We start from the raw sequence: 26,691 nt of genomic DNA, 5'->3' as shown, positions 1-26,691 counted from the left end.
GCCCCTCAACCACCCTCTGTGTCGGGATCGGTCTGGCTGACAACGGCGAAGGAGGGGGCGGGCCTGCGCGGACGAGGCCCGTGCGTGAGCATGCCGTGTCCATCAAGCGCCGACGGTGGCTCGACGGGCGCTGGCGCGGACGCCGTCCGCGATGGGGTGCCTCCAACGAAAGGCGTCAGCATGAGGACGCCAGACACGATGACCACCGAGGCATGGATTGCCACGTGTTTCATGCTGGACGTGCTGATCGCGATAGGGCGAGCGGCATCACCGAGCAATGCCAGCGCCGCCAGAACGGCCAGCACGACGAGAGCGCCCAGCAGGCAGCGGACAATGGCCACCTGCATCTTCATGAGATTGAAGTGCCCGGGTTGGGATACCGCCATCCAGAAGGCGACCTGATCCGTGTCCAGTGGCGCCAGCGTGTCACGGACACCATGCACTCCCAGACGCTGCATCGTTTGCCGCATGATGCCAGCACGCCCGGGCACGCTGGCCGACAGCAGCGATTGCAGCCAGTGCCACGGTCGGGTCAAGCGTTCCATGCGGGCATGGGCCTCGGTTACGGACACCCGGTCATGCGGTCGGTCCAGGGCTGCGGTGAGGGCCGTGTGGTTGCGCGGCTGCAGCTGCCAGCGGCGATGCAGCAGGTTGCGCCGTGCGCGAACCCGGTAGGGATCGATATCAGCCCGGATCTCATCCCAGCAGAAGTATCGACCCAGCAGATCGAAGTTGGACTCGCACAGCGGCTGGCCCTGGTGCAGCAGCTGCTGCAGTACCACGTCACCGATACGCGGCCTGTCGGCCAATGACCACAGCTCCGGGCGATGGGCCAGCCAGTGCTCGAAGCTGGCCGGGTCGGCGTCGCCGGCGGTGTTGATCAGCAGGCGCGCAAACCGGGGCAGGTTCAATGATGGCTCCACCACATCGTCCGGCATGTCGGTGTCGGGCGTGCATGGATGATGCAGCACCGGCATGTGGTCCATCGGCGAATGGCTGTCGTACGGCGCCGGTGGGCCGGGTGGGCTGTTGTCTGCAGGCGGCGTCGACAGCGCTTCTGCACTGCTTTCCTCCTGCCATTGCGTGCGGCTGCGTGCCCACAGCAGGGCCTGCTGGTAAGCCTCGTGCAGCGCCTGGAATGCCACCGGGTCTTCGTCCGGGCGTGCCGCGCGCAGTCTCTGCGCGTAGGCGCGCTTGATCGCCTTTTCGTCGGCGCTGGCGTCGAGCCCGAGAGCGTCCAGTGCCCGGTTCACACGGTGTTTCCAGAAGCAGGTGGAGGCAGGTCGATCGACAGGCGACGGCACCTGTCACGCAGGAACCAGGTGGTCCATAGCAGCAGGACCAGGGCGCAGCCCACTTCGGGGACGAACATGCCGATGCCCGGTCCAATCAGGTTGCGCGGCCGGAATCCCCGGCCATCCTCGCGCCGGATCCAGCGTGCCGTCGCCAGAGCAAGGCCAGGGAACAGCAGCAACGTACCTTCCAGCCGCAGATCCAGGCCATGGACCAGGATCAGGCTGGCGAGGGCGATCAGCGGCGCTGGCAACGCCAGCAGCCATCCCCAGCGCGAAGGGGGCAGATCCAGCGTCAGCTGGCGCAGCGCCCAACGGACATGGACCCACAGAGCGCCGGTCAGGGCGAGCAGGACCCCGAGCAGCACGCCGCCTATGCCGAGCGCGGCGGCGGTGCGCAGGTCACGCTGGGCAAGACTCATGAGGGTCGAGCCACCGGCAATCGCGAGCGTCAGGGCAGCCAACAGGCCGCCCCGCAGCGCATTGACCTGGCAACGCCAGCGGTTGGGACGGGAAACGTCGGCAAGGCTGCGCCAGAACTGCACCTGCTGCCGATCCCAGACGGCGGGCAATGGCTCCTGGCCGCCGCGTTCCAGCGCATCCAGCAGCGCGTTGACCTCAATGATGTGCTCGGGCAGCTGCGCCTGCCAGAGGGATCGTCGCGCGTGCCATGGCTGCGACAGGTAGCGCAGGCAACGCGCAAGGGTGACCCTCCCCAGCCGCAGGCTGCCCTCCTCCTCCAGCAGCGCCGACAGCTCCGCCGCATTGCCGGATTCGGCAGCCCAGCGTCGATGACCGCGCGACTGGATCGATGCCAGCCTGTCCGGATCCACGCCATCGTGCACATCATCCCAGCCAAAGCAGCGTGCCAGCAGACCCATGTTGGCTGCGCTGACGCTGTTGTGACTGCGTGCCAGTTCATCCAGCAGCGCGTCGCCCACCAATGGCTTGTAGCGCAGCGACCACAGCACCGGCGTGGCCTCCAGCCAGGGGCCGAAGTCTTCAGGGGAAGACAGATGGGCCATGCGCAGGATCGTGTGCGCATGGCCCGATACGTGGACCGCTCCCTCCAGTTCCGCCACTGGCGCCGTGCGCAGCAGCACAGGCGTGCCGCGAGGTGGCCATGGAGGCGAGTACGAACGCGTTTCGGGCGGCGCCCATGCCACGTCTGCGTCGGGCGGCCAGGGTGCGATGTCGGCTGCATGCTCCGCCGGTTCGTCTTCGTCCGCGATATCGGCCAGCGCTTCCTGGCGGACCCAGTCCAATGCCGCCTGATAGGCCTCATGCAGGTGCTGGAAGGCGACCGGATCCTCGTCGGGTCGAGTCACCCGCAGGCGCTTTGCATAGGCGCGCTTGACCGCGCGCTCGTCAGCCGTTTGGTCCAGCTCCAGGACGTGCAGTGCCCAGCTCATGCATCGCGCTCGAGGGCGTCGAGTGCCTCGTCCAGCTGACGGCGATGACGCTCGACGGCAACGGCATCCTGGCTCTCCAGCACATGGCGGAAGCTGCTCAGCCACGACTGCAACTGTTCACGGTGATGGATGCGTTCCTCGTACAGGCGCTCGGTGCGGGCGATCACCGCGAGGTTGGGCTGGGCGTCACGCGGGTGGATCTTCAGCGCTTCCAGCGCGCGCAGGCGCTGCTGGATCTCTTCGGGTGACAGCAGCCCGGGATTCTGTTCCAGGATGAGCTCGTGGCGCCTGCCGGTGGCATCCTCGGTGACTTCCACCTGCAGCAGCCCGTTCACGTCGTAGGTGAAGCGGGCGGTGACGCTGCGTTCCTGCATCGGGACAGAATGGGTCAGCGGCACGGTCAGCTCACCGAGCTTGATGTTGCGATCCACCGTCGGGCTCTCGCCCTGGAACACGTCGATGCGGATGGCACTTTGCCGCTCGTGCAGCGGGTAGAAGCGATCCTCGCGGCTGACCGGCACCACGCTGTTGCGCTGGATGATCGGGTGGAAATAGCCGCTGCGCTCGCCACCGGCAGCATCCTGGCGGGACACCTGCGTGCCAAGCGTGTAGGGGCAGACATCGGTCAGCACGACTTCGCGCAGCGATTCGTCGCGCGCCTTCAATCCCGCTGCAACGGCGGCACCCAAGGCAATCGCCTGGTCCGGATGGACATGGCGCAGCGGCAGCCGGCCGAACATGCGGGTCGCAAGCCTGCTGACCATCGGCATGCGTACCGCACCGCCGACCAGGATGATGTCGTCCAGCGCCTCGGGCTTGAGCCGGGCGTCGCGGATCGCGCGCTCGATGGGCGCGCGCATGCGCAGCAGCAGTGGCTCGCAGAGCTGGGTGTAGCGAGCTTCATCCAGCTGCCACTGGCGTTCGCTGCCGGCCAGGGGCAACTGCAGGCTGGCAGTGCCGCTCTGGCTGAGTTCGCGCTTGAACAGTTCCAGCCGACGCAGCAGCTGCGCCTGCTCGGCAGCGGACAGGTCGCTGGCGGACGTGCCCTGGTCGGCATGGAAGGCCTGCACGAGTACCTGCAGGAAATCCTCGCCGCCCAGGAAATTGTCGCCGGCGCTGGCATGCACTTCGACCACGCCATCGAACAGTTCCAGGATGGAGACGTCGAAGGTGCCGCCGCCCAGGTCCAGCACCAGCACGCGGCCTTCGCCGTCACGCTCCTGCAGACCATAGGCCAGCGCAGCGGCCGTGGGTTCATTGATCAGGCGCTCGACGCGGATGCCGGCCAGTTCGCCGGCGGCCCGGGTGGCCTTGCGCTGGGCGTCGGAGAAGTAGGCCGGCACGCTGATCACCGCTTCCTCCACCTTGTGGCCCAGGGCGGCTTCGGCGTCGGCCAGCAGCGAGCGCAGCACCATGGCCGAGAGCTCCTCGGGACGGAAACTGCGCTCACCCAGCCGGGTCTCACGGTCGCTGCCCATCCAGCGCTTGAAATGGGCCACGGTCTGCTGCGGATGGCTGACCAGGCGGTCACGGGCCGGCTGGCCGACCAGTACGGCACCATCGACGAGGCTGACCACCGAAGGGGTCAACAGCTCGCCATGGGCATTGGGGAACAGCTGCGGCCCTGCTGCCGTGTGCCTGCCGATGAGGGAATGGGTGGTGCCAAGATCGATGCCGACGATCATCTGCGAACGTCCGATGTGCAGAAAACGGCAATTCTAGGAGCGCGGCGCAGGCCTGACTATCGGGCGTTGCCCGACAGCGCCCCACGGGCTATGGTCCCGGGCTGTTCTGTCGTACCGGATTGCCTCATGTCACCACGCAAAGCCCTTCCCACTGCCCTGGCCCTGGGCCTGACCCTCGCCACCGGTGCCCACGCCGATGAAGGCATGTGGATGCCGACGCAGCTGCCGGACCTGGCCCAACCGCTGCAGGCCGCTGGCTTCAAGGGCAATCCGGCCGACCTGGCCAACGTCACCGCGCCGCCGCTGAGCGCCGTGGTGCGCGCCGGTGGTGGCACCGGTTCGTTCGTGTCCGCCGACGGCCTGCTGCTGACCAACCACCACGTGGCGATGGGCGTGATCCAGTACAACAGCTCGCCCGAGCACGACCTGATCACTGGTGGCTTCATCGCCAGGGACCGTGCCGACGAGCGCCCGGCCAACCCGGACTTCCGCGTGCTGGTCACCGTCGGCTTCGACAAGGTGACCGACCAGGTGCTGGCGCAGGCCCGTGGCAAGACCGGCCGTGCCTACTTCGATGCCGTGGATGCAGCCAGCAAGCAGATCGTGGCCGAGTGCGAGAAGGACGGCAGCGTGCGCTGCTCGGTGGCCAACATGTACTACGGCACCGATTTCTACCGCATTGCCCAGCTGGAACTGAGCGACGTGCGCCTGGTGTATGCGCCGCCGCGTGCGATCGGCAACTACGGCGATGAGATCGACAACTTCATGTGGCCGCGCCACACCGGCGACTTCACCCTGCTGCGCGCCTACGTGGGCAAGGACGGCAAGCCGGCCGCCTACAGCAAGGACAACGTGCCCTACCAGGCGCCGGCACACCTGCAGATGTCGGTGGAAGGCCCGAAGGAAGGCGATTACGCGATGCTGGCCGGTTACCCGGGCATCACCTACCGCCACCGCACCGCGGCCGAATTCGCCGGCCAGATCGATACCGTGCTGCCGCGCCGCGTATCGGTGTTCCAGCAGATGATCGACACCATCGAGGCCGCCAGCGCCAAGGACGCGCAGGCGCGTACCCGCTACGCCTCGCAGCTGCAGTCGCTGAAGAACAACCGCAAGCGCGCCGCCGGCGAACTGGAAGGCCTGCTGCGCAGCGATGCGAAGGCCCAGCGTGCCGCCGACGAGACGGCCATGCTGGCTGCCACCGACCGCAGGTACCAGGGTGACATCAAGGCGCTGCTGGCCAACCTGTCGCAGGGTGCGGCGGTGGGCGAGCGTGACCTGCTGCTGGAGCAGATGGCCGCGCAGAGCCAGCTGCTGCGCTCGGCGCTGCTGCTGGAGCGCCTGCGCATCGAATCGGCCAAGCCGGACGCGCAGCGCGAGAGCGGCTACCAGCAGCGCGACCAGGCGATGATCGAAGGGGTGCTCAAGCAGGTCCAGCGCCGTTACGCGCCGGAGGTCGAGAAGGCCCTGCTGACCACCCTGCTGACCCGCTACCAGCAGCTGCCGGACGCGCAGCGCGTGGCCGAGTTCGACGCGGCCTTTGGTCGTACCCCACAGCAGCTGGCCAAGGCGCTGGACACCCTGTATGCCGGTACCCAGCTGGGTGAGGAAGCGCAGCGCCTGTCGCGCTTTGCCGCCGCACGCGAAGGCAAGGCACTGGCCGCCGATCCGCTGATCAGCGTGGCCGGTCCGCTGGTGGCCGCGCAGCTGCGCATCGAGAACGAGAGCAAGACCCGCGAAGGCGAGCAGCTGCGCCTGCGCCCGGCGTACATGCAGGCGCTGTTCGCCTGGCGTGCCAAGCAGGGCCGCGCGGTGTATCCGGATGCCAACCGCACCCTGCGCATCAGCTACGGCAAGGTCGAGGCGCTGCACCCGCGCGATGGCGTGACCTACTCGCCGGTGACCACCATGGCCGGCATCGTCGAGAAGAACACCAACGCCTACCCGTTCGATGCACCCAAGCCGTTGCTGGCAGCGATCGCCAAGGGTGACTTCGGCAGCACCGCCGATCCGACACTGAAGACCCAGACGGTCAACTTCCTGACCAACCTGGACACCACGGGCGGCAACTCCGGCTCGCCGGTGCTCAACGCCAGGGGCGAACTGATCGGCCTGAACTTCGACAGCAACTGGGAGTCGGTCAGCGCCAGCTGGTGGTTCGACCCGCGCTACAAGCGCGCCGTGCACGTGGACATGCGCTACCTGCGCTGGCTGCTGGCCAAGGTCTACCCGGCGCCCGAGCTGCTGAAGGAAATGGGCGTGCCGGCCCAATAACGCCGGTACCTGGCAGGCGCCCACCGCTTCCTGGTGGGTGCCCATTGATTCCCGGTAGGTGCCCACTGTTAGTGGGCACGGATGTCCCCGTCACGACCAACGGTCGTGACCCACCAGACGGATCAACGATCGTGACCTACTGCCATGCCCCACCCTTGCGGTCCTTCCTCGTGACCTACCCGCACGACCAGCGGTCGTGATCTACTGACCCCTGTCCTGACGGAAACGCACGCGTGGTCTCCAGCTGGATCCTGCTGCTGGTCTCGGTTGCCTATGCCGCGCTGCTGTTCGGCGTGGCGTGGTGGGGCGACCGTCGGCCGATGTACCCCGACCGGCCGTGGCTGCGGCCGGTGGTCTACAGCCTGGCACTGGCCGTGTACTGCTCGTCGTGGACCTTCTACGGCGCGGTCGGCACCGCCGTGCGCAACGGCGTGGGCTACCTGCCCATCTACATCGGCCCACTGCTGCTGCTGCTGTTCGGCTGGCGCATCATCGAGCGCCTGGCGCTGATCGCGCGCAGCCAGAACGTGGTCTCCATCGCCGATTTCATCTCCTCGCGCTTCGGCCGTTCCCGGCGGCTGGCGGCGCTGGTGGCGATCATCGCGCTGATCGGCATCATTCCGTACCTGGCGCTGCAGTACAAAGCGGTGGCGATGAGCCTGCAGGTGCTGACCGGCAACACCGGCCCGACCGGCTTCTTCACCGATCCCGCGCTGTACGTGGCGCTGCTGATGGCGCTGTTCGCCACCCTGTTCGGTACCCGCCAGGTCGATGCCACCGAACACCACCACGGCATGATGCTGGCCATCGCCTTCGAATCGGTGATCAAGCTGCTGGCGATGCTGGCCGTGGGCGTGTTCGCCTACCTGTGGCTGAGCAACCGCACCGACGCGGTGGTCGAGTCGGTGCATACGCTGTTCACCGGCCTGCCGCCGGTGGGCTTCATCTCGCAGACGCTGCTCAGTTTCCTGGCCATCATCTGCCTGCCGCGCCAGTTCCACGTGGCCGTGGTCGAGTGCGGCGATGTGCGCGACGTGCGCCGCGCGCGCTGGATGTTCGGCGGCTACCTGGTGCTGATCTCGGGCATGGTGCTGCCGATCGCCACCGCCGGCGTGACCCTGTTCGGCACCGGCGGCAGCGTCGCCGACGACTCGATGGTGCTGGCCCTGCCGCTGGCCGAGGGCCGCAATGCGCTGGCGCTGATCGCCTACGTGGGCGGCTTTTCGGCGGCCACCGGCATGGTCATCGTGTCGTCCATCGCGCTGGCTACCATGGTCAGCAACGACCTGGTGATGCCGGTGCTGCTGCGTCGGAGCGGTGACCACCAGGAGGCCGCCGACGTCGCCTCGCGCGTGCTGTGGATCCGCCGCCTGGCGATCCTGCTGCTGGCGTTGATGGCCTACAGCTACTACCGCACCAGCAGCAACGACAGCACCCTGGCCTCGTACGGCCTGATGGCATTCGCAGCGGTGGCGCAGTTCGCGCCCGGCCTGATCGGCGGCCTGTACTGGCGCGGTGCCAGCCGGCGTGGCGTCGAGGTGGGCATGCTGCTCGGCTTCGCCACCTGGCTGTACACCCTGCTGTTGCCGGCGATGACCATGGCCGGCTGGGTCGATGCCGCCTGGGTGCAGCACGGCCCGTTCGGCATCGAGTGGCTGCGCCCGCGGCAGCTGTTCGGCATGACCGGCTGGGATCCGCTGACCCATGGCACGTTCTGGTCGCTGCTGGTCAATGCGGCGACGATGATGCTGGTGTCCGCGCGCTGGCGGCCCGGCGTCGACGAGCGACTGCGTGCCGCACCCTTCCTCGACCCGTATGCCGAACGCCCGTCGGTGGCCGGCGGCTGGCCCGGCCACGTGCACGTGGGCGACCTGCTGGCACTGGCCTCGCGCGTGGTCGGCGAGCGCTACGCGCGGCGTTCGTTCTTCGAGCAGGCGCAGTCGCTGGGCCGCGAGCTGCAATCCTCGGCGCCTGCGGACCGGCCGTGGGTACAGTTCACCGAGCGTCTGTTGGCGGCCTCGATCGGCGCGGCATCGGCGCGCCTGCTGCTGACCAGCCTGCTGCGTGGCTCGGGCATGGACCTGGGCGAAGTGGTGGCGGTGCTGGACGAAGCGGGGCAGGAGCTGCGCTTCAACCGCGAGATCCTGTCGACCACGTTGGAGAACATCAGCGCCGGGGTCAGCGTGGTTGATCCGGACATGCGCCTGACCGCATGGAACCGCCGCTACCAGGACATGTTCGGCTACCCCGACGGCATGCTCTACGTGGGCCGCCCGGTGGCCGACCTGATCCGCTACAACGCCGAGCGCGGCGAGCTGGGCGAGGGCGATATCGAAGTGCAAATCAACCGCCGCATCGGCTACATGCGCGCCGGCTCACCGCACGTGTTCGAGCGCACCCGCAGCGACGGCAAGGTGATCGAGATGCGCGGCCAGGCGCTGCCCGGCGGCGGTTACGTGACCAGCTACAACGACATCACCGACTACAAGCACGCGGAGAAGGCACTGCTGGAAGCCAACGAGACGCTGGAACAGCGCGTGGCCGAGCGCTCGCACGAGGCCGAGGTCGCGCAGCAGTCGAAGACCCGCTTCCTGGCGGCGATCAGCCATGACGTGCTGCAGCCGCTGAATGCCGCGCGGCTGTTTGCTTCGGCGCTGCGCGACAGCGACCATGTGAGCGACGAGCAGAAGCATCTGGCCGAACGCGTGGATGCGTCGCTGCGCGCCGCCGAAGAACTGCTCGATGGCCTGCTGGACGTGTCGCGGCTGGATGCCGGTGGCCTGCACCCGGTGATCGGCGAGTTCGACGTGAGCGCGCTGATGCGCGAACTGGCCGCGCAGTACACGCCGGTCGCCGCCGGCCGTGGCCTGCGCCTGGACCTGTTCACGCGTCCGGCCTGGGTGCGCAGTGATCGCCGCCTGCTGCGCCGCGTGCTGCAGAACTTCCTGGCCAATGCGCTGCGCTACACCCGTCAGGGCCGCATCGTGCTGGCGGTGCGCCAGCGTGGCAACGAAGTGGAGCTGCAGGTATGGGATACCGGCCCGGGCATTCCCGAGCACCACATGCGGCAGATCTTCGATGAATTCCATCGCTACCAGCAGCCGTTCGACTGGGGCGAGCAGGGGTTGGGCCTGGGCCTGTCGATCTGCCAGCGCATCTCGCGCCTGCTTGACCATCGCCTCAATGCGCGCAGCCGGGTTGGCAAGGGCTCGATGTTCTCGATCATCCTGCCGCGGGTGGCGCCGCTGCCGGGCTATACCGAACTGGCCGCGCCGGTACAGGCCGCAGCCGCGCCGCTGCGCAGCGATTCGCTGGCCGGCCTGCGCGTGCTGTGCGTAGACAACGACGAAGAGATCCTCGACGGCATGCGCGCGCTGCTCGGTCGCTGGCAGGTGCAGGTGATTACGGCATCGACGGTGGATCAGGCGCTGGAGAAAGTGGCCGAGCGGCCGCAGGTGATGCTGGTGGACTACCACCTGCACGACCGCATGGACGGCCTGGATGCGCTGGTGGCGCTGCGTGAAGCCGCCGGTTACCCGCTGCCGGGTGCGTTGTTGACCGCCGATGGCCGCGACGAACTGAAGCGGATGGCACGCGAACGCGGCTACCGCGTGCTGACCAAGCCGATCAAGCCGGCCTCGCTGCGCGCCTTCCTGGGCGCGCTGCGCGATGCGCAGTAGTGCCGGCCGCTGGCCGGCAACCACGTAATCGCGGAAGCGTTACCCCACGCCGTGCAGGTGCTCGTACAGGATCATCGCGCCGATGATCACCAGGATCACGCCACCGATGATCTCGGCACGCTTGCCGACCATGCTGCCCAGCACACGGCCGAGCATGATGCCGACGGTGACCATGGAGAGCGTGCACAGGCCAATGACCGCGGCCATCACGCCGATATGGACGTCCATGAAGGCCAGGCCGATACCCACCGCCATCGCGTCGATGCTGGTGGCGAAACCGGTCAGCGCCAGCTTCCAGAAGCCGTGGTGATGCGAGGGGTCCTCGTCGTCCTCGGCACTATCCGGGCGCAGGCCGTTGTAGATCATGTGGATGCCCAGCGCACCGAGCAGGCCGAACGCGATCCAGTGGTCGAAAGCTTCCACGTACTGCAGGGCGGCGCGACCGAGCAGCCAGCCGATGATGGGCGTGATCGCCTCGATGACGCCGAAGATGATGCCGGCACGCAGTGCATCGCGGAACACCGGCTTGCGCATGGCCGCACCCTTGCCGATCGCCGCAGCGAAGGCATCGGTGGACATGGCAAAGCCGATCAGGAGGATCGAAATGGGGGACATGGACAGCTGCTGAGGTCGGGCAAGGACGGACGCACGGCTCGCGCTCGCGCCCAACCTGACGTTGCGCGCGCGGGCCGCTGGTCTCGCCAACCATCATGGTTGTCCACGCCACGGCGCACTGGCCGAGTATGTTGACGTGGACGATTCCTGCGAAGGAATCCGGCTACTCCCCAAGGGGACGCGAAGCTTAGCATCGCGACTCGCGCGTGGCGCATTTCCAGCGAAACGCGCAGGCAGGGCTGGTTTGTATAGCGATGGCTATATCGCGAGCGCAGCGGTGCCTGGTAGTGCCGGCCGCTGGCCGGCATGCGCAACGGCGAGTGCGTGCCAAGCAAGCTTGGCACCTACCAGAGCGGTTTAAGGCGTTTCAGCTGACTGCCGGCCAGCGGCCGGCACTACCTCAATCTTCTTCCGGCGGCAGCACGATGGCGTCGTCGTCGATGGCCAGCTTGCCGGCCATCAGCACGGCCTGGGTGCGGTTGGTCACGCCCAGCTTGCGCAGGATGGCGGTGACGTGGGCCTTGATCGTCGCTTCGGAAACGTTGAGGTCGTAGGCGATCTGCTTGTTCAAGCGGCCTGCGCCCAGCATCTGCAGCACGCGGAACTGCTGCGGGGTCAGCTCGCGCAGGCGCTGGCCGACTTCGCGTTCTTCGCTGCCGGTGGGCGGCACGTTGTGCGCTTCCGGCGGTGCCCAGGTCTCGCCATCGAGGATGGTGCCCAGTGCGTGGCCGATGGTGTCCGAGTCCGCAGACTTCGGAATGAAGCCCAGCGCGCCGTGGTCGAGCGCGCGGCGCATCACCGTGGCTTCTTCGCGCGCGGACACCACCACCACCGGCAGGTGCGGGTGCAGCGAGCGCATGTGCACCAGCGCGTTGAAACCCTGTGCGCCAGGCATGTTGAGGTCCATCAGGACCAGGTCGGCGTCGTTGTGCTGATCGGCCAGCGCGTACAGCGCTTCCACGCTGTCGGCCTCGAACAGCTGCACGCCGGGGATGACCCGCTGCACGGCGCCGCGCAGGGCTTCGCGGAACAGCGGGTGGTCATCGGCAATCAGGAGGGTGGTCATGGTCGGGGGGAACCGTGGGGGAAAGCAGATGGGGTCAGAGCCCTTTCCTTGCGGAAAGGGATCCGACCCCGGTCGTACATCAGCGCACCTTGCGCTCGTCCACCAGCGAGGCCACCACCGATGGGTCGGCCAGGGTCGAGGTATCGCCGAGCTGGTCCGGCGCGTTCTCGGCGATCTTGCGCAGGATGCGGCGCATGATCTTGCCCGAGCGGGTCTTCGGCAGGCCCGGCGCCCACTGCAGGTGGTCCGGCGTGGCGATCGGGCCGATCTCCTTGCGCACCCAGGCGATCAGCTCCTTGTGCAGCTCATCGCTCGGTACCTCTTCGGCCACCAGGGTGACATAGGCGTAGATGCCCTGGCCCTTCACGTCGTGCGGGAAGCCGACCACGGCCGCTTCGGCCACCTTCGGGTGCGAGACCAGCGCGCTTTCCACTTCGGCGGTGCCGATGCGGTGGCCCGACACATTGATCACGTCGTCAACGCGGCCGGTGATCCAGTAGTAGCCGTCCTCGTCGCGGCGGCAACCGTCGCCGGTGAAGTAGCTGCCCGGGTAGGTGCGGAAATAGGTATCGATGAAGCGCTGGTGGTCGCCGTACACCGTGCGCATCTGGCCCGGCCAGGAATCACGGATGATCAGGTTGCCCTCGGTCGGGCCGCCCTGGATCTCGCCATCGGCATTGACCAGCGCCGGCTGCACGCCGAAGAAGGGCAGGGTGGCCGACCCCGGCTTGAGGTCCATCGCGCCGGCCAGCGGCGAGATCAGGATGCCGCCGGTCTCGGTCTGCCACCAGGTATCGACGATCGGGCAGCGGCTGTCGCCGACCACTTCGTAGTACCAGCGCCAGGCTTCCGGATTGATCGGCTCGCCGACGCTGCCGAGCAGGCGCAGCGACGCGCGCGATGTCTTCTTCACCGGCTCCTCGCCTTCGCGCATCAGCGCGCGGATGGCGGTCGGGGCGGTGTAGAAGATGGTCACCTTGTGCTTGTCGATGACGTTCCAGAAACGCGAGGTGTCCGGGTAGTTCGGCACGCCTTCGAACATCAGCGAGGTCGCGCCGTTGGCCAGCGGCCCGTACACGATGTAGCTGTGGCCGGTGACCCAGCCGACATCGGCGGTGCACCAGTAGACGTCGTCTTCGCGCAGGTCGAACACCGCTTCATGGGTGTAGGCCGCGTACAGCAGGTAACCGCCGGTGGTGTGCAGCACGCCCTTGGGCTTGCCGGTGGAACCGGAGGTGTAGAGGATGAATAGCGGGTCTTCCGCGTTCATGCGTTCCGGTTCGCAGGTGGACGGCTGGCTGTCCACCACATCGTGGAACCAGCGGTCGCGCGGGGCCTGCATGTCCACCGCGCCGCCGGTGTGGCGCACCACCAGCACGGTTTCAACCGTATTCGTGCCCGGCAGCTTCAGCGCGGCATCAACGTTGGCCTTCAGCGGAATCCTGCGGCCACCGCGCAGGCCCTCGTCGGCGGTGATGATCAGCTTGCTCTGGCAGTCGCTGACGCGGTCGGCGATCGAATTCGGCGCGAAGCCACCGAACACCACCGAGTGGATCGCACCGATGCGCGCACAGGCCAGCATGGCCACCGCGGCGTCGACGATCATCGGCAGGTAGATGGTGACGCGGTCGCCCTTCTTGACGCCGAGGTTGCGCAGCGCGTTGCCGAGGCGGCAGGTGCGCTCGTACAGCTCGCGATAGGTCACGTGCTGGGCCGGTGCATCCGGGCCGTCCGGCTCGAACAGCAGGGCGGTCTTGTCGCCGCGCGTTTCCAGCTGGCGATCCAGGCAGTTCACGCTGGCATTGAGCTCGCCATCTTCGAACCACTTGATGTGGAAGTCGGACAGGTCATAGCTGACGTTCTTGATCTTCGTCGGCTTGCGCATCCATTGCAGGCGCTCGGCGGCCTTGCCCCAGAAACCATCCGGGTCGGTCACCGACGCCTGGTACTGCTGTTCGTACGACGTCTTGTCGATGCGTGCCTTGGCGGCGAACTGCGGATCGACGGGGTAGATATCAGCCATGGCACCCTCACTTGCACGTTGACTTTGTATGTGCGGTCGCAGCATCGCAACGACCGATCCCCCTCAGTTTGCCCCATTCACCCCCGGCCGCGTCACCACCCTGGTTAGACCATGGTCGAAAGTGAGCGCCCAGCAGGGCCGGGTTCGACCAATGGCCAATAGCCGCTGTGCGCGAACGCCCCGCAGTCTCGGCTCGACCGTGCCCCACGCGCGGCATCACCTTGCCACTTGGGAGAGAGGGCAACATGAGCCACCGTACGTTGAAAGCCGTGCGCACACCTTTGGCGGCCTGCCTGTTGGTCGCCCTGGTCGCACCGGGCATGGCGTTCGCAGAGACCGCCAAAGAGAAGGCACTGGAAGCACGCGTTGCCGAACTGGAACGCCAGGTCCAGCTGCTGCTGTCTTCGCAGCAACAACAACAGACCCAGATCAGCCAGACCCAGCAGGCGGTGACCGAAGTGCGCACGGTGCAGGCCGGGCAGAAGCCGGTCGCCTCGGTGCCGGCGGGCAAGCAGCCGATCCAGGTCACCACCATCACTCCGGGCGCCGCGCCCGGCACCACGGTCAAGATCGGTGGCTTCATCAAGGCCGACTTCCTGGCCACCCAGACCAGCGATGGCCAGCTGGCCGACGACGCCACCGGCCGTTCGCTGTACCTGCCGGGCCAGACCCCGGTGGAAGGCGCCGGCGGCAGCGGCAAGCGTTCGGGCACCGACTTCAACGCCCACGCCAAGTTCTCGCGCTTCAACCTGGGCATCGACAACGTGAGCGAATCGGGCAACAAGGCCGGTGCGTTCTTCGAGATGGACTTCTTCGGCAACTCGCTGGGCAACCAGACCGCCACCAATACCTATGGCGTGACCCTGCGCCACGCCTACATGTACTGGAACAACTGGATGGCCGGCCAGACCTGGTCCAACTTCATGGACGCGGCCGCGCTGCCGGAGGCGGTCGACTTCGTCGGCCCCACCGACGGCGTGATCTTCGTGCGCCAGGCCCAGGTGCGCTACACCCAGGGCGGCTTCAGCGTCGCACTGGAAAACCCGGAAACCACCACCCTCACCGGTACCCGCAACCCGGTCACCGGGGCCTGGACCAACGCCAGCGCCAACTCCGACCGTGGCAGCCTGCCCGACCTGACCATGCGTTATGGCTGGAAGGGCGACTGGGGCACCTTTGGTGTCGGCGGCATCGTCCGCCAGTTGAAGGTCGACAACCAGGCCACCGGCGCGAAGGCCGACAAGGTGGCCGGCGGCCTGACCCTGGGCGGCAAGTGGGTGATGGGTGACAGCGATTCGCTGCATTACCAGCTGACCGGTGGCGAAGGCATCGCCCGCTACATCGGCCTGGGCATCACTGCCGACAGTGCCTATGACGTGGCCCGCGACGAGCTCAACCCGACCGGCGTGCTGGCCGGCTACGTGGGCTGGCGGCATGCGTTCTCGCCGAAGCTGCGCACCAACCTGATCTACGCGCGCAGCGACTACGACAACGACAGCATCCTCGGCCCGCTGGTGACCAAGAGCGTGCAGAGCATCCGCGGCAACATCTTCTATTCGCCGCTGCCCAAGGTCGATATCGGCGCCGAGCTGATGTATGGCCGTCGCGAAGTGGAAAACGGCAACAAGGGTGACATCACCCGGTTGCAGTTCACCACGAAGTACAGCTTCTAAGAGCGTGCCGGCCAGCGGCCGGCACCTACCGAGATGGGGCGCCGGCCAAGGTCGGCACCTACCGAGATGAGGTGCCGGCCAAGGTCGGCATCTACCGAGATGGGGTGCCGGCCAAGGTCGGCATCTACCGAATTGAGTGCCGGCCAACGGTCGGCACCCACCAACAACGATTGCTTCGGAGGGGAAGCGTCTTATGTCCAGCACTGCACCAGGCCCGCACCATGCGGCGGGCACCCTGACCAAGGGCCACAAGAAAGTCATCTTCGCCTCGAGCCTCGGCACGGTCTTCGAGTGGTATGACTTCTTCCTGTACGGCTCGCTCGCGGCCATCATCGCCAAGCAGTTCTTCAGTGGCGTCAATGAAACCACGGGCATGATCTTCGCCCTGCTGGCGTTCGCTGCCGGCTTCTTCGTGCGTCCGTTCGGCGCGGCCTTCTTCGGCAGCCTCGGCGACCGCATCGGCCGCAAGTACACCTTCCTGGTCACCATCCTGATCATGGGCATCTCGACCTTCCTGGTCGGCGTGCTGCCCAACTACGCCTCGATCGGTTTCGCCGCACCGGTGATCCTGATCATCCTGCGCCTGGCCCAGGGCCTGGCGATGGGCGGCGAGTACGGCGGTGCCGCCACCTACGTGGCCGAGCACGCGCCGGACGACAAGCGCGGCCTGTACACCAGCTTCATCCAGTGCACCGCCACGCTCGGCCTGTTCCTGTCGCTGCTGATCATCCTGGCCTGCCGCATGACGCTGGGCAACGAGGCCTTCGAAGCCTGGGGCTGGCGCATCCCGTTCCTGGTCTCGATCCTGCTGCTGGGCATTTCGGTATGGATCCGCCTGCAGCTGAGCGAATCGCCGCTGTTCCAGCAGATGAAGGCTGAAGGCAAGGGTTCCAAGACCCCGTTCCGCGACAGCCTGAAGGGTGGCAACCTGAAGCTGATGCTGCTGGTCCTGCTCGGTGCGGCGGCTGGCCAGGCGGTGGTCTGGTACGGCGGCCAGTTCTACGCGCTGTTCTTCCTCAGCAGCATGCTGAAGGTCGATGCCACCACCTCCTACCTGCTGATCGCCGCTGCGCTGGCACTGGGCACGCCGTTCTTCATCTTCTTCGGCTGGCTGTCCGACCGCATCGGTCGCAAGAAGATCATCCTGGCCGGCTGCCTGCTGGCGGCCATCACCTACATCCCGATCTTCAAGGGCCTGACCCACTTCGCCAACCCGGCCATCGAAGAAGCCCGCAGCAGCTCGCCGGCCCTGGTCGTGGCCGATCCGGCTACCTGCTCGTTCCAGTTCGATCCGGTCGGCCTGCGCAAGTTCACCAGCTCCTGCGACGTGGCCACCGCCGCGCTGACCAAGGCCGGTGTGCCGTACGACGTGCAGCCCGCCGCCGCCGGTTCGCTGGCGATGGTGAACGTGGGCAGCGCCAGCGTCACCTCGTATGAGGCCGCCGGCCTGACCAAGGAAGAAGGCAAGGCCAAGGCCGATGCGTTCGGTGCGGAACTGAAGACCGCCCTGACCACCGCCGGCTACCCGGCCAAGGCCGATGGCGCCCGCATCAACATCGCCGGCACCATCTTCATGCTGTGGCTGCTGGTGCTGTACGTGACCATGGTCTACGGCCCGATCGCCGCCTACCTGGTCGAACTGTTCCCGACCCGCATCCGCTACACCTCGATGTCGCTGCCGTACCACATCGGCAACGGCTGGTTCGGTGGCTTCCTGCCGGCGATCTCGTTCGCGCTGGTGGCCGGTACCGGCAACCTGTACTACGGCCTGTGGTACCCGATCGCGATCGCACTGATGTCGGTGGTGATCGGCGGCCTGTTCCTGCGCGAAACCAAGAACGTGGATATCACCAAGTAACCGGTGGGTTCCATGCAGTGAAGGAAAGGCCGCGGTGCAGACCGCGGCCTTTCTGCTTGTGGGCCGTGCCCACTCGGCCCGCATCCGGTAGTGCCGGCCGCTGGCCGGCAACCTCCTGAATCGCCGCGGACATGAAGCCCTTGCCGGCCAGCGGCCGGCACTACCATTGCGTTGCGCAGCACCCCGTATAGTCGGCCCATGACCACCACCACGCCGGCCGACCTTCCCGCCCTCCTGCACACCCTGCGCAGCGCCTGGCAGGCCCAGCGCCCGACGTTCGACCAGCGCGAAGCCGACCTGCGCCGTCTGCGCGAGGCATTGAAGCCGCGCCTGGACGAAATGGCCCAGGCCATCGCCGAGGACTTCGGGCATCGCGCCCACGTTGAATCGAAACTGGCCGATGGCATGAGCGTGCTGTCGGCCATCGACCACCTGCGGCGCCACCTGCGGCGCTGGTCGAAGCCGCAGCGGGCACCGGCGGGATGGAAGCTGTGGCCGGCGCGCGCGCAGCTGCGGCCGACGCCGCTCGGCGTGGTGGGGGTGATCTCACCGTGGAACTACCCGGTCACGCTGGCGCTGGTGCCGCTGGTCACCGCGATTGCTGCCGGCAACCATGTGCTGCTGAAGCCTTCGGAACACACGCCGCGCACCAGCGCGTTCCTGGCCGATCTGCTGGCCAGCGTGTTCCCGCCCGATCGGGTGGCGGTGGTGCAGGGCGGGGCGGATGTGGCCGCAGCGGTGTCGTCGCTGCCGCTGGACCATCTGCTGTTCACCGGCTCGACGGCGGTTGGCCGCAAGGTGATGGCCGCCGCCGCTGAGCATCTGGTACCGGTCACACTGGAGCTGGGCGGCAAGTCGCCGGCGATTGTCTGTCGCGATTTCCCGCTGGACAAAGCCGCTGCGCGGCTGGCCACCGGCAAGTGGTTCAACGCGGGCCAGACCTGCATCGCGCCGGATTACGTGCTGATCGATACCGTTCGCCAGCGCGAATTCGTACAGGCGCTGCAGCAGCAGGTGCGCGAGCGCTATGGCGACTTCAGCGATGCCGACGATTACACCCGCATCATCAATGAAGGCCAGTACCGGCGCCTGCAGGGCTATCTGGCACAGGCGCGGCAACGCGGGGTGCCGGTGATTCCGTTGGCGCAGGTGGATGACGCGCGCGCCGACCGCGAGCGCCTGCTGGTGCCGACCGTGGTGCTGGACCCGCCGGACGACCTGGACCTGATGCGCGAGGAGATCTTCGGCCCGATCCTTCCGGTGCGGGCCTACCCGGATCTGGACGCCGCGCTGGGCGACGTGCTGTCCCGCGACCGGCCGCTGGCGCTGTATCCCTTCAGCCACGACACGGCGACGGTGGAGCGCATCCTTGGCCAGGTGGTGGCCGGCGGGGTGACGGTGAATGACACGCTGCTGCACTTCGCCGCCGATGGCCTGCCGTTTGGCGGTGTAGGGGCCAGCGGCATGGGCGCGTACCACGGCCGCGCCGGGTTCGATGCGATGAGCAAGCGGCTGCCGGTGCTGTGGCAGTCGCGCTGGGCGGCCAGCGACCGGCTGCGGCCGCCGTATTCGAAGATTGCGGGGTTGTTGAAGCTGCTGCTTCGGTAGTGCCGGCCGCTGGCCGGCAACTGCAGGGTCCTGCCGACGGTTCATGGGGTTGCCGGCCAGCGGCCGGCACTACCGGTGGGTGCAAGCCTTGGTTGGCACATGGGGGCCTCGGCGCCAACCAAGGTTGGCGACTACCGGGCATGGGTGGCCCAGCCGGTTAGAATGCCCCCATGAAGATCGCCTCGTGGAACGTCAATTCGCTCAATGTCCGCCTGCCGCACCTGGAGCAATGGCTCAGGGAGTTCGGCCCGGACATCGTCGGTATCCAGGAAACCAAGCTGGAGGACCACAAGTTCCCCGATTCGGCGCTGATCGCCGCAGGTTATCGCAGCGTGTTCGCCGGCCAGAAGACCTACAACGGCGTGGCGCTGCTGTCGCGTGAGCCGGCGCAGGACGTGCAGATCGGCATTCCCGGTTTCGAGGACGAGCAGAAGCGCGTCATCGCCGGCACCTTCGGCGACCTGCGGGTGATCAACCTGTACGTGGTCAATGGCCAGGACATCGGCACCGACAAGTACGACTACAAGCTGCGCTGGCTGGAAGCGGTGCATGCCTGGATCGCCGGAGAACTGCAGCGCCACCCGAAGCTGATCGTGATGGGCGACTTCAACATCGCCCCGGACGCGCGCGACGTGCACGACCCGGCGGTGTGGAACGACAACCACATCCTGACCTCCACCGCCGAGCGCGGCGCATTGAACAAGCTGCTGCAGCTGGGCCTGCACGATGGCTTCCGCCTGCACAACGACGAGGCGGGTACCTTCAGCTGGTGGGACTACCGTGCCGCCGGCTTCCGCCGCAACCTGGGCCTGCGCATCGACCTGACCCTGGTCTCAGAGGCGCTGAAGGGCAGTGCGGTGGCCTCGGGCATCGACCGCGAGCCGCGCACCTGGGAACGCCCGAGTGACCATGCGCCGGTCTGGGTGCAGATCGGTTGAACGAACGGGGCCCGACGATTGCCGGGCCCGTTCTGGAACATCTGCCGGCCAGTGGCCGGCACTACCCTCAGATCACCGTATGCTCTTGCGGGTGAACAGGTTGACGATCGCCAGCAGGATCACCGCACCGATCAGCGAGAACAGGAAGGTGCGGAGGGTGATCGCTTCGTTGATGCCGCCGCCGAACAGCCAGCCGGAAATCAGCGCGCCGACGATGCCGACCACGATGTTGAGGATGATGCCCTGCTGGGCATCGCGCTTCATGATGATGCTGGCCAGCCAGCCTACGATGCCGCCGACGATCAGCCAGATGATGATGCCCATGATCGAACCTCCGGTGGGGAACTGTGACCAGTTGACGCGCAGGGCTGTGAACCCGTCGTGGAATTGCGTGATGGGCGTGTGCGGATGAGCCTGCCAGCCACCCTCGATGGCCCGTGGCGCTTCGGTCCGGTGACGGTCTGGCGGCGCCCGCATGTGCCGGGCCAGCGTGGTGAACCGCAGGCGCGGCAGGTGCTGGCGCAGGCATTGGGCGCCGACCCGCAGACGCTGCCGCTGGTCCGTGATGACAAGGGCCGGCCGGAACTGAGCGGCCCGTTGGCCCACTACGGCACCGGCTGGAGCCACAGCGGCGAGGTGCTGCTGGTGGCGCTGGGCGAAGGCGTGCGGCTGGGCGTGGACCTGGAGCTGCTGCGGCCGCGACCGCGCCTGCTGGAAATCGTGCGGCGCTTCTTCCACCCGCAGGAGGTGGCCTGGCTGGAACGCCTGGATGAGGCCGGGCGCGAGCACTGGTTCTTCCGCGTATGGTGCGTCAAGGAGGCCATCCTGAAGGCGCATGGGCAGGGCATCTCGTTCGGCCTGCACCGCCTGCAGCTGGCGCCCGGGCCCGATGGCGCCCTGCACCTGCGCTGGTGCGACCCGGAACTGGGCGAGGCCGCGCGCTGGCACCTGCACGAGTGGCAGGCCAGCGGCCAGTTCCGCGCCGCATTGGCCTGGTATCCACACTGAAGCGGGGAATCGGCGCGCAAAACCGGCGATAATGCCGGCATGAGCGAACACCCACTTCCCGCCAGCGTGTCTGCCACGCTGGAACAGGGCCTGGCCAGCATGGGCCTGGACGCCGCGCTGGCGCCGCCGTTGCTGCGCTACCTGGCCCTGCTGCACCGCTGGAACGGCACCTACAACCTCACCGCCATCCGCGACCCGCAGGAGATGGTCACCCGCCACCTGCTCGACTCGCTGGCGATGCAGCCGTTCGTGGCCGACGGCAGCCTGGCCGACCTTGGCACCGGCCCCGGGCTGCCCGGCATCCCGCTGGCGATCGCCTGCCCGGGCCTGCAGGTCACCCTGGTCGAGAGCAACGGCAAGAAGGCGCGCTTCATGCGCGAAGCCGTGCGCCAGCTCGGCCTGGGCAACGCCCGCGTGGCCGAGTCGCGCGCCGAGGCGCTGGACGAGGCCGGCCGCTACGACCAGTTGACCGCGCGCGCGATGGACACCCTGGCCGGCATCGTCCGCGTCGGTGGCCACCTGCTGCGCCCCGGCGGCGTGTTGCTGGCCATGAAGGGCGTCCACCCGCATGAGGAGATCGCGGACCTGCCGGCGGGCTGGCAGGTGCGTGAGGTGACCCCGTTGAGCGTGCCCGGCCTGGCCGGCGAACGCCACCTGGTCACTGTTACAGGCCCCTGATTCCGGCCGCCAGCCCCTTGTGGAACAACGGGTTGGCGATCCACGATTTCCGCAAGGGGCCGGTTGTACGCATAATGACCGGTCCCAGCACACGTCGACGAGGCACACCCGCATGGCCCGCATCATCGCCATCGCCAACCAGAAGGGTGGCGTCGGCAAGACCACGACCGCCGTCAACCTGGCCGCTTCCCTGGCCAACGCACCCAAGCGCGTGCTGTTGGTCGACCTGGATTCGCAGGGCAACGCGACCATGGGCAGTGGCGTGGACAAACGCGAGCTGGCCGCCTCCACCTGTGACCTGCTGCTCGGCGAGAACAGCGCTGCCGATGTACGCGTGCAGACTGCCGAGGGTTACGACCTGCTGCCCGGCAATATCGACCTGACCGCCGCCGAGATCCAGCTGATGGGCCAGAGCGAGCGCGAGCAGCGCCTGAAGCGCGCGCTGGCGCCGATCCGCGACGAGTACGACTACATCCTGATCGACTGCCCGCCGGCGCTGTCGCTGCTGACGCTCAACGCGCTGGCCGCCGCCGACTCGGTGATCGTGCCGATGCAGTGCGAGTACTACGCGCTGGAAGGCCTGAGCGCGCTGGTGGAAACCATCGAAGCGCTGCGCACCAGCCTGAACCCGGCGCTGGAGATCGAAGGCGTGCTGCGCACCATGTTCGACGTGCGCAACAACCTGGCCAACGCAGTGTCGGCCGAGCTCACCGAGCACTTCGGCGACCGCGTGTTCCGCACCATCGTGCCGCGCAACGTGCGCCTGGCCGAGGCACCCAGCCATGGCCAGAGCATCGTCGGCTACGACCGCGCCTCGCGCGGTGGCGTGGCCTACCTGGGCCTGGCCGGCGAGATCATCCGCCGCAACAACGAACGCAACAAGGCCGGCAAGGCCGTGGAGATCGTCTGATGACCAGCAGCAAGCCGGCAGCCAAGAAGCGAGGCCTCGGCCGTGGCCTGGATGCGCTGTTGGGCCCGAAAGGCGCGGTCAGCCAGGTGCAGGCCACCACCGCGGTGATCGAGCCGCTGCCGGGTGAAGTGCTGCGCAAGTTGCCGGTCGGCCAGCTGCAGCCGGGCAAGTACCAGCCGCGCCGCGAGATGGACGAGGGCAAGCTGTCCGAGCTGGCCGACTCGATCAAGTCGCAGGGCGTGATCCAGCCGATCCTGGTGCGCCAGCTGCCGGCAGGCAACTACGAAATCGTCGCCGGTGAACGCCGTTGGCGCGCATCGCAGCTGGCCGGCCTGGACGAAGTGCCGGTGGTGGTGCGCGAGCTGGAAGACCGCACCGTCATCGCGATGGCGCTGATCGAGAACATCCAGCGCGAAGACCTCAATCCGCTGGAAGAAGCCGAGGCGCTGCAGCGCCTGATCAGCGAGTTCACCCTGACCCATGCCGAGGCCGCCGAGGCCGTCGGCCGCTCGCGCGCGGCGGTGTCCAACCTGCTGCGCCTGCTGGAGCTGCCGGTGGCGATCCGCCTGCTGCTGGAAACCCGCCGCCTGGAAATGGGCCACGCCCGCGCGCTGCTGACCCTGGCTCCCGAGCTGGCCGGCAAGCTGGCCCAGGAAGCAGCCGATGAAGGCTGGTCGGTGCGCGAGGTCGAGCGCCGTGCGCAGGCCTTCGCCGCCGGCAAGGTGCCGAGCAACCGCCCGGCGGCCACGCCGAAGGTGCAGCAGGCCGACATCGCCTCGCTGGAAACCGAACTGTCCGAAGCATTGGGCGCCAAGGTGGCGATCAATCATGGCCGTGGCGGCAAGGGCAAGCTGATCATCCACTACACCGACCTGGATACCCTGGACGGCGTGCTGGAAAAGCTGCGCACGCGCCAGGGCTGAGCCCGGCGCAGTGACAGGGGGCGCGGCCCGTTCCTGCCGTGTCCCGCCAATGACAGGGAACGTACCGCCGCGCGCGCCGTGGGAATGCACTGCCTTCCGGTCCGTGGCCTCATCCAGGGAGCAGGATATGAGCAACGAATACGAGGACGTCAGCCCGGACGGCACCCAGATACTGGTACATCGCCGCGAAAAGGACTTCGTGCTCGCCACCGGCGAAGAACGCCACATCGAGGCGATCAGCGCCCACCTCGAACGCCATCTGGGCCCGGTATCCGGTGTCTTCCACGAGATCATCTCCGACCTGGTGCACATCGACGTGCACGTGGTGCCGGCCAATGACCACTGCCCTTACCTGCGCCTGGTCACCTCCGGCATGAGCGACCTGCCGATGACCGTGCCCGCCGAGGTGGACGCGGACGTGCCGCGCTACATGGAACTGATGGTGACCCTGCCGGCGGACTGGCCCATCTCCCAGGACGCCTTCGAGGACGAGCGCAATTACTGGCCGGTGCGCCTGCTGAAGGGCATGGCGCGGTTGCCGCACGAGTACGACACCTGGCTGGGCTTCGGCCACACCATTCCCAACGGCCATCCCAGCGAGCCCTATGCGCCGGGCGTGGGCTTCGACGGCGCCATCGTGCTGACGCCGGTAACCACCCCGGAGGATTTTGCCACGCTGGAACTGGACGACGGCAAGACCATCAGCTTCATGAGCCTGGTCCCGCTGTACCCCGAAGAGATGGACCTGAAGCTGAGGAAGGGCGCCGAGGCGCTGCTCGACCGCTTCGACGCGAAGAAGATCCAGGATGTAATCGAACCCGGCCGCACCAACGTGGCGAAGAAGCGTTTCGGTTTGTTCTGAGACCGGTAACATCAGGGGCCTGAACTTCGTTTCCAGGCCCCTGCCATGACCATCCTGCTCACCGGCGCTGCCGGCTTCATCGGTGCCTACACCGCCCGCGCACTGCTGGAGGCCGGCCAGGCCGTGGTCGGCCTGGACAACTTCAACGATTACTACGACCCGCAGATCAAGCGCGACCGCGTGGCCGCGCTGTGCCCGTCGCTGGACCTGCGCGCGCTGGACCTGACCGACCGCGAGGGCCTGGCTGCGCTGTTCGATGAAGTGCAGCCGACGGCGGTGATCCATCTGGCCGCCCAGGCCGGCGTGCGCTATTCGCTGGAAAACCCGCACGCCTACGTCGACAGCAACCTGGTCGGCTTCGTCAACATGCTCGAACTGTGCCGCCACCGCGGCGTGCAGCACCTGGTGTATGCCTCCAGCAGCTCGGTCTACGGCGATTCGGCCACGCCGCCGTTCTCCGAGGACCAGCGCGTGGACCAGCCGCGCTCGCTGTATGCGGCGACCAAGGCCGCCAATGAGCTGATGGCCCATACCTACGCGCAGCTGTACGGCCTGCATGCCACCGGCCTACGCTTCTTCACCGTGTATGGCCCGTGGGGCCGGCCGGACATGGCACCGCTGCTGTTCTCCCGCGCGGTGCTGGCCGGGCGGCCGATCGACGTGTTCAACGAAGGCCGCATGCAGCGCGATTTCACACATGTCTCCGACATTGTGTCCGGTATCCTCGGCGCCCTCGCGCACCCGGCCGACGGCCCGGTGCCGCACCGGGTGTTCAACCTCGGCAACCATACGCCGGTCGAGCTGGAGCGCTTCATCAGCGTGATCGAGCAGGCCGCCGGCCGCCCCGCGCAGAAGGTGTACAAGCCCATGCAGCCCGGCGACATGGTGCGCACGATGGCCGATACCCGGCGCGCACATGACGCTTTCGGCTTCGATGCGGTGACCCCGATCGAAGAAGGCCTGCCGCCTGTGGTGCAGTGGTGCCGCGAGTATTTTGGCGATCGCGCCTGAGGATGGATCCTCACGCCGCGGGGTTCATCTTCGGATAACCTCGGCAGCGGAGAATGCGCGGTCTTTGTCCCCCCTTTGGCCGAGTGCCTTATGAGCCAACCCGAGCTTTCCGTTGTCGTCCCGGTATTCAACGAGCGCGACAATGTCGCCCCGCTGGTCGCCGAAATCACCGCCGCGCTGCGTGGCCGGCTGCCGTTCGAAATCGTCTACATCGACGATCACTCGCGCGATGACACCCTGGCGGTGCTGCAGGGACTGAAGGCGACCACCCCGGAACTGCGCGTGCTGCACCATGTGAACCAGAGCGGGCAGAGCACCGCGGTGCGCACCGGCGTCAAGCACGCCCGCGCGCCGTGGATCGCGACCCTGGATGGCGATGGCCAGAACGATCCGGCCGATATCCCCAAGCTGCTCGCCGCACGCGACGCCGCCGAGGCGCAGGTGAAGCTGTTCGCCGGCTGGCGCGTCAACCGCCAGGACAGCGGCAGCAAGCGCTGGGCCAGCAAATGGGCCAACGCCATCCGTGCACGCATGCTGCGCGACGATACGCCCGATACCGGCTGCGGCATCAAGCTGTTCGAACGCAGCGCGTTCCTCGACCTGCCGTACTTCGACCACATGCACCGCTACCTGCCGGCGCTGATGCAGCGCGCCGGCTGGAAGACCACCAGCGTGCCGGTCAACCACCGCCACCGTACCGCTGGCGTGTCCAAGTACAACAACCTCGGCCGCGCGCTGGTCGGCATCCGCGACCTGCGTGGCGTGGCCTGGCTGATCACCCGCAGCAAGCGCACCGCGGTGGAGGAGCGCTGATGGATCTGGAGCTGCATTGGCTCGACCAGCCGCTGACCTGGCTGTACTGGACCGGCCTGCACGTGACCGGCTGGAAGCTGATCGGCTATACCGGCGCGCTGATGTTCGGCGGCCGCTGGCTGGTCCAGTTCGTCGCGTCCAAGCGCGCCGGCAAGCCGGTGATCCCGCGCCTGTTCTGGTACATGAGCGTGCTCGGCAGCCTGATGACGCTGAGCTACTTCCTGTTCTCGGCCAAGCAGGACTCGGTGGGCGTGCTGCAGAACCTGTTCCCGGCGTTCACCGCGCTGTACAGCCTGCACCTGGACATCAAGCACCGCGGCTGGAAGCGAGACAAGGCCAGCCACTGAGGCCCCGGGGTCGGA

At 67.4% G+C, this 26,691-nt stretch carries 21 protein-coding genes and 1 riboswitch; of the genes, 14 read left to right on the top strand and 7 right to left on the bottom strand.

Annotation, left to right across the window (positions count from 1 at the left end; translation table 11 throughout):
- Window positions 1-5: 5 nt before the first annotated feature.
- From AC5P5W_RS10500 to AC5P5W_RS10490, 3 genes are read right to left on the bottom strand one after another with little or no spacing between them, the layout of a single operon-like run.
- Window positions 6-1,253: a J domain-containing protein gene (locus tag AC5P5W_RS10500; protein ID WP_111205389.1), complete on the bottom strand. Its 1,248-nt coding sequence runs from the start codon at window positions 1,251-1,253 to the stop codon at window positions 6-8.
- Entirely contained in the window at window positions 1,250-2,704 is a 1,455-nt protein-coding gene (locus tag AC5P5W_RS10495; RefSeq protein ID WP_495221123.1) for a J domain-containing protein, read from the bottom strand. The genes AC5P5W_RS10500 and AC5P5W_RS10495 overlap by 4 nt, the downstream gene beginning before the upstream one ends.
- The gene (locus tag AC5P5W_RS10490) at window positions 2,701-4,389 is read right to left on the bottom strand and encodes a molecular chaperone HscC (protein WP_032957843.1); all 1,689 of its coding nucleotides are present in this window, start codon (window positions 4,387-4,389) and stop codon (window positions 2,701-2,703) included. Before AC5P5W_RS10490 ends, AC5P5W_RS10495 begins: the two co-directional genes overlap by 4 nt.
- Before the next feature lie 126 nt (window positions 4,390-4,515).
- On the opposite strand from AC5P5W_RS10490, the gene AC5P5W_RS10485 reads away from it, so the two are divergent.
- Both AC5P5W_RS10485 and AC5P5W_RS10480 read left to right on the top strand, forming a co-directional pair.
- Complete coding sequence (locus AC5P5W_RS10485; RefSeq protein ID WP_495221122.1) at window positions 4,516-6,663, top strand: S46 family peptidase; 2,148 nt, start codon at window positions 4,516-4,518, stop codon at window positions 6,661-6,663.
- A gap of 233 nt (window positions 6,664-6,896) precedes the next feature.
- The gene (locus AC5P5W_RS10480; RefSeq protein ID WP_495221120.1) at window positions 6,897-10,343 is read left to right on the top strand and encodes a hybrid sensor histidine kinase/response regulator; all 3,447 of its coding nucleotides are present in this window, start codon (window positions 6,897-6,899) and stop codon (window positions 10,341-10,343) included.
- Between the two features lie 39 nt (window positions 10,344-10,382).
- Here AC5P5W_RS10480 and AC5P5W_RS10475 read toward each other — a convergent pair whose 3' ends face one another.
- The 3 genes from AC5P5W_RS10475 to acs all read right to left on the bottom strand — a co-directional run bounded on the left by AC5P5W_RS10475 (window position 10,383) and on the right by acs (window position 14,047).
- Entirely contained in the window at window positions 10,383-10,958 is a 576-nt protein-coding gene (locus tag AC5P5W_RS10475; RefSeq protein WP_053494536.1) for a manganese efflux pump MntP, read from the bottom strand.
- A gap of 88 nt (window positions 10,959-11,046) precedes the next feature.
- Window positions 11,047-11,136: riboswitch (yybP-ykoY riboswitch) on the bottom strand.
- 222 nt (window positions 11,137-11,358) lie between these two features.
- Window positions 11,359-12,024 carry a response regulator transcription factor gene (locus tag AC5P5W_RS10470; protein WP_006477308.1) on the bottom strand — a complete coding sequence of 222 codons (666 nt, stop codon included), beginning with the start codon at window positions 12,022-12,024 and terminating at the stop codon, window positions 11,359-11,361.
- Between the two features lie 79 nt (window positions 12,025-12,103).
- Window positions 12,104-14,047, bottom strand: a complete 1,944-nt coding sequence (acs, locus tag AC5P5W_RS10465) for an acetate--CoA ligase (protein WP_197574659.1) — start codon at window positions 14,045-14,047, stop codon at window positions 12,104-12,106.
- A gap of 245 nt (window positions 14,048-14,292) precedes the next feature.
- Between acs and AC5P5W_RS10460 the strand changes: the two genes are divergently transcribed.
- From AC5P5W_RS10460 to xth, 4 genes are all read left to right on the top strand, one after another.
- Window positions 14,293-15,720 carry a DcaP family trimeric outer membrane transporter gene (locus tag AC5P5W_RS10460; RefSeq protein ID WP_032957835.1) on the top strand — a complete coding sequence of 476 codons (1,428 nt, stop codon included), beginning with the start codon at window positions 14,293-14,295 and terminating at the stop codon, window positions 15,718-15,720.
- A 193-nt stretch (window positions 15,721-15,913) separates the two neighbouring features.
- Window positions 15,914-17,578: an MFS transporter gene (locus tag AC5P5W_RS10455; protein WP_014648890.1), complete on the top strand. Its 1,665-nt coding sequence runs from the start codon at window positions 15,914-15,916 to the stop codon at window positions 17,576-17,578.
- 198 nt (window positions 17,579-17,776) lie between these two features.
- The gene (locus AC5P5W_RS10450; protein WP_197574660.1) at window positions 17,777-19,186 is read left to right on the top strand and encodes an aldehyde dehydrogenase family protein; all 1,410 of its coding nucleotides are present in this window, start codon (window positions 17,777-17,779) and stop codon (window positions 19,184-19,186) included.
- Window positions 19,187-19,356: 170 nt separating this feature from the next.
- Window positions 19,357-20,124 carry an exodeoxyribonuclease III gene (gene xth / locus AC5P5W_RS10445; protein WP_197575274.1) on the top strand — a complete coding sequence of 256 codons (768 nt, stop codon included), beginning with the start codon at window positions 19,357-19,359 and terminating at the stop codon, window positions 20,122-20,124.
- A 72-nt stretch (window positions 20,125-20,196) separates the two neighbouring features.
- Here the strand turns inward: xth and AC5P5W_RS10440 are convergent, their stop codons facing one another.
- Window positions 20,197-20,448: a GlsB/YeaQ/YmgE family stress response membrane protein gene (locus AC5P5W_RS10440; RefSeq protein ID WP_014648887.1), complete on the bottom strand. Its 252-nt coding sequence runs from the start codon at window positions 20,446-20,448 to the stop codon at window positions 20,197-20,199.
- Window positions 20,449-20,532: 84 nt separating this feature from the next.
- On the opposite strand from AC5P5W_RS10440, the gene AC5P5W_RS10435 reads away from it, so the two are divergent.
- The 8 genes from AC5P5W_RS10435 to AC5P5W_RS10400 all read left to right on the top strand — a co-directional run bounded on the left by AC5P5W_RS10435 (window position 20,533) and on the right by AC5P5W_RS10400 (window position 26,676).
- Window positions 20,533-21,132 (top strand): 4'-phosphopantetheinyl transferase family protein, encoded by a 600-nt coding sequence (locus tag AC5P5W_RS10435; protein WP_046433275.1) that lies wholly within the window; start codon window positions 20,533-20,535, stop codon window positions 21,130-21,132.
- 39 nt (window positions 21,133-21,171) lie between these two features.
- A complete protein-coding gene (rsmG, locus tag AC5P5W_RS10430) occupies window positions 21,172-21,810 on the top strand; it encodes a 16S rRNA (guanine(527)-N(7))-methyltransferase RsmG (protein WP_032957829.1) in 639 nt (212 codons plus the stop codon).
- Between the two features lie 112 nt (window positions 21,811-21,922).
- Window positions 21,923-22,720 carry a ParA family protein gene (locus AC5P5W_RS10425; protein WP_014648884.1) on the top strand — a complete coding sequence of 266 codons (798 nt, stop codon included), beginning with the start codon at window positions 21,923-21,925 and terminating at the stop codon, window positions 22,718-22,720.
- Entirely contained in the window at window positions 22,720-23,643 is a 924-nt protein-coding gene (locus AC5P5W_RS10420) for a ParB/RepB/Spo0J family partition protein (RefSeq protein WP_014648883.1), read from the top strand. The genes AC5P5W_RS10425 and AC5P5W_RS10420 overlap by 1 nt, the downstream gene beginning before the upstream one ends.
- Window positions 23,644-23,770: 127 nt before the next feature.
- Complete coding sequence (locus AC5P5W_RS10415; RefSeq protein WP_049442094.1) at window positions 23,771-24,505, top strand: suppressor of fused domain protein; 735 nt, start codon at window positions 23,771-23,773, stop codon at window positions 24,503-24,505.
- A gap of 45 nt (window positions 24,506-24,550) precedes the next feature.
- A complete protein-coding gene (locus AC5P5W_RS10410; RefSeq protein ID WP_053494542.1) occupies window positions 24,551-25,516 on the top strand; it encodes an NAD-dependent epimerase/dehydratase family protein in 966 nt (321 codons plus the stop codon).
- 90 nt (window positions 25,517-25,606) lie between these two features.
- A complete protein-coding gene (locus AC5P5W_RS10405) occupies window positions 25,607-26,329 on the top strand; it encodes a glycosyltransferase family 2 protein (RefSeq protein ID WP_005420380.1) in 723 nt (240 codons plus the stop codon).
- Window positions 26,329-26,676 (top strand): lipid-A-disaccharide synthase N-terminal domain-containing protein, encoded by a 348-nt coding sequence (locus AC5P5W_RS10400; protein ID WP_014648879.1) that lies wholly within the window; start codon window positions 26,329-26,331, stop codon window positions 26,674-26,676. Before AC5P5W_RS10405 ends, AC5P5W_RS10400 begins: the two co-directional genes overlap by 1 nt.
- Window positions 26,677-26,691: the final 15 nt, after the last annotated feature.

This window comes from Stenotrophomonas sp. YJH_SMC_123, from assembly GCF_059368215.1.
This window is presented reverse-complemented; position numbering and strand designations above follow the sequence as displayed.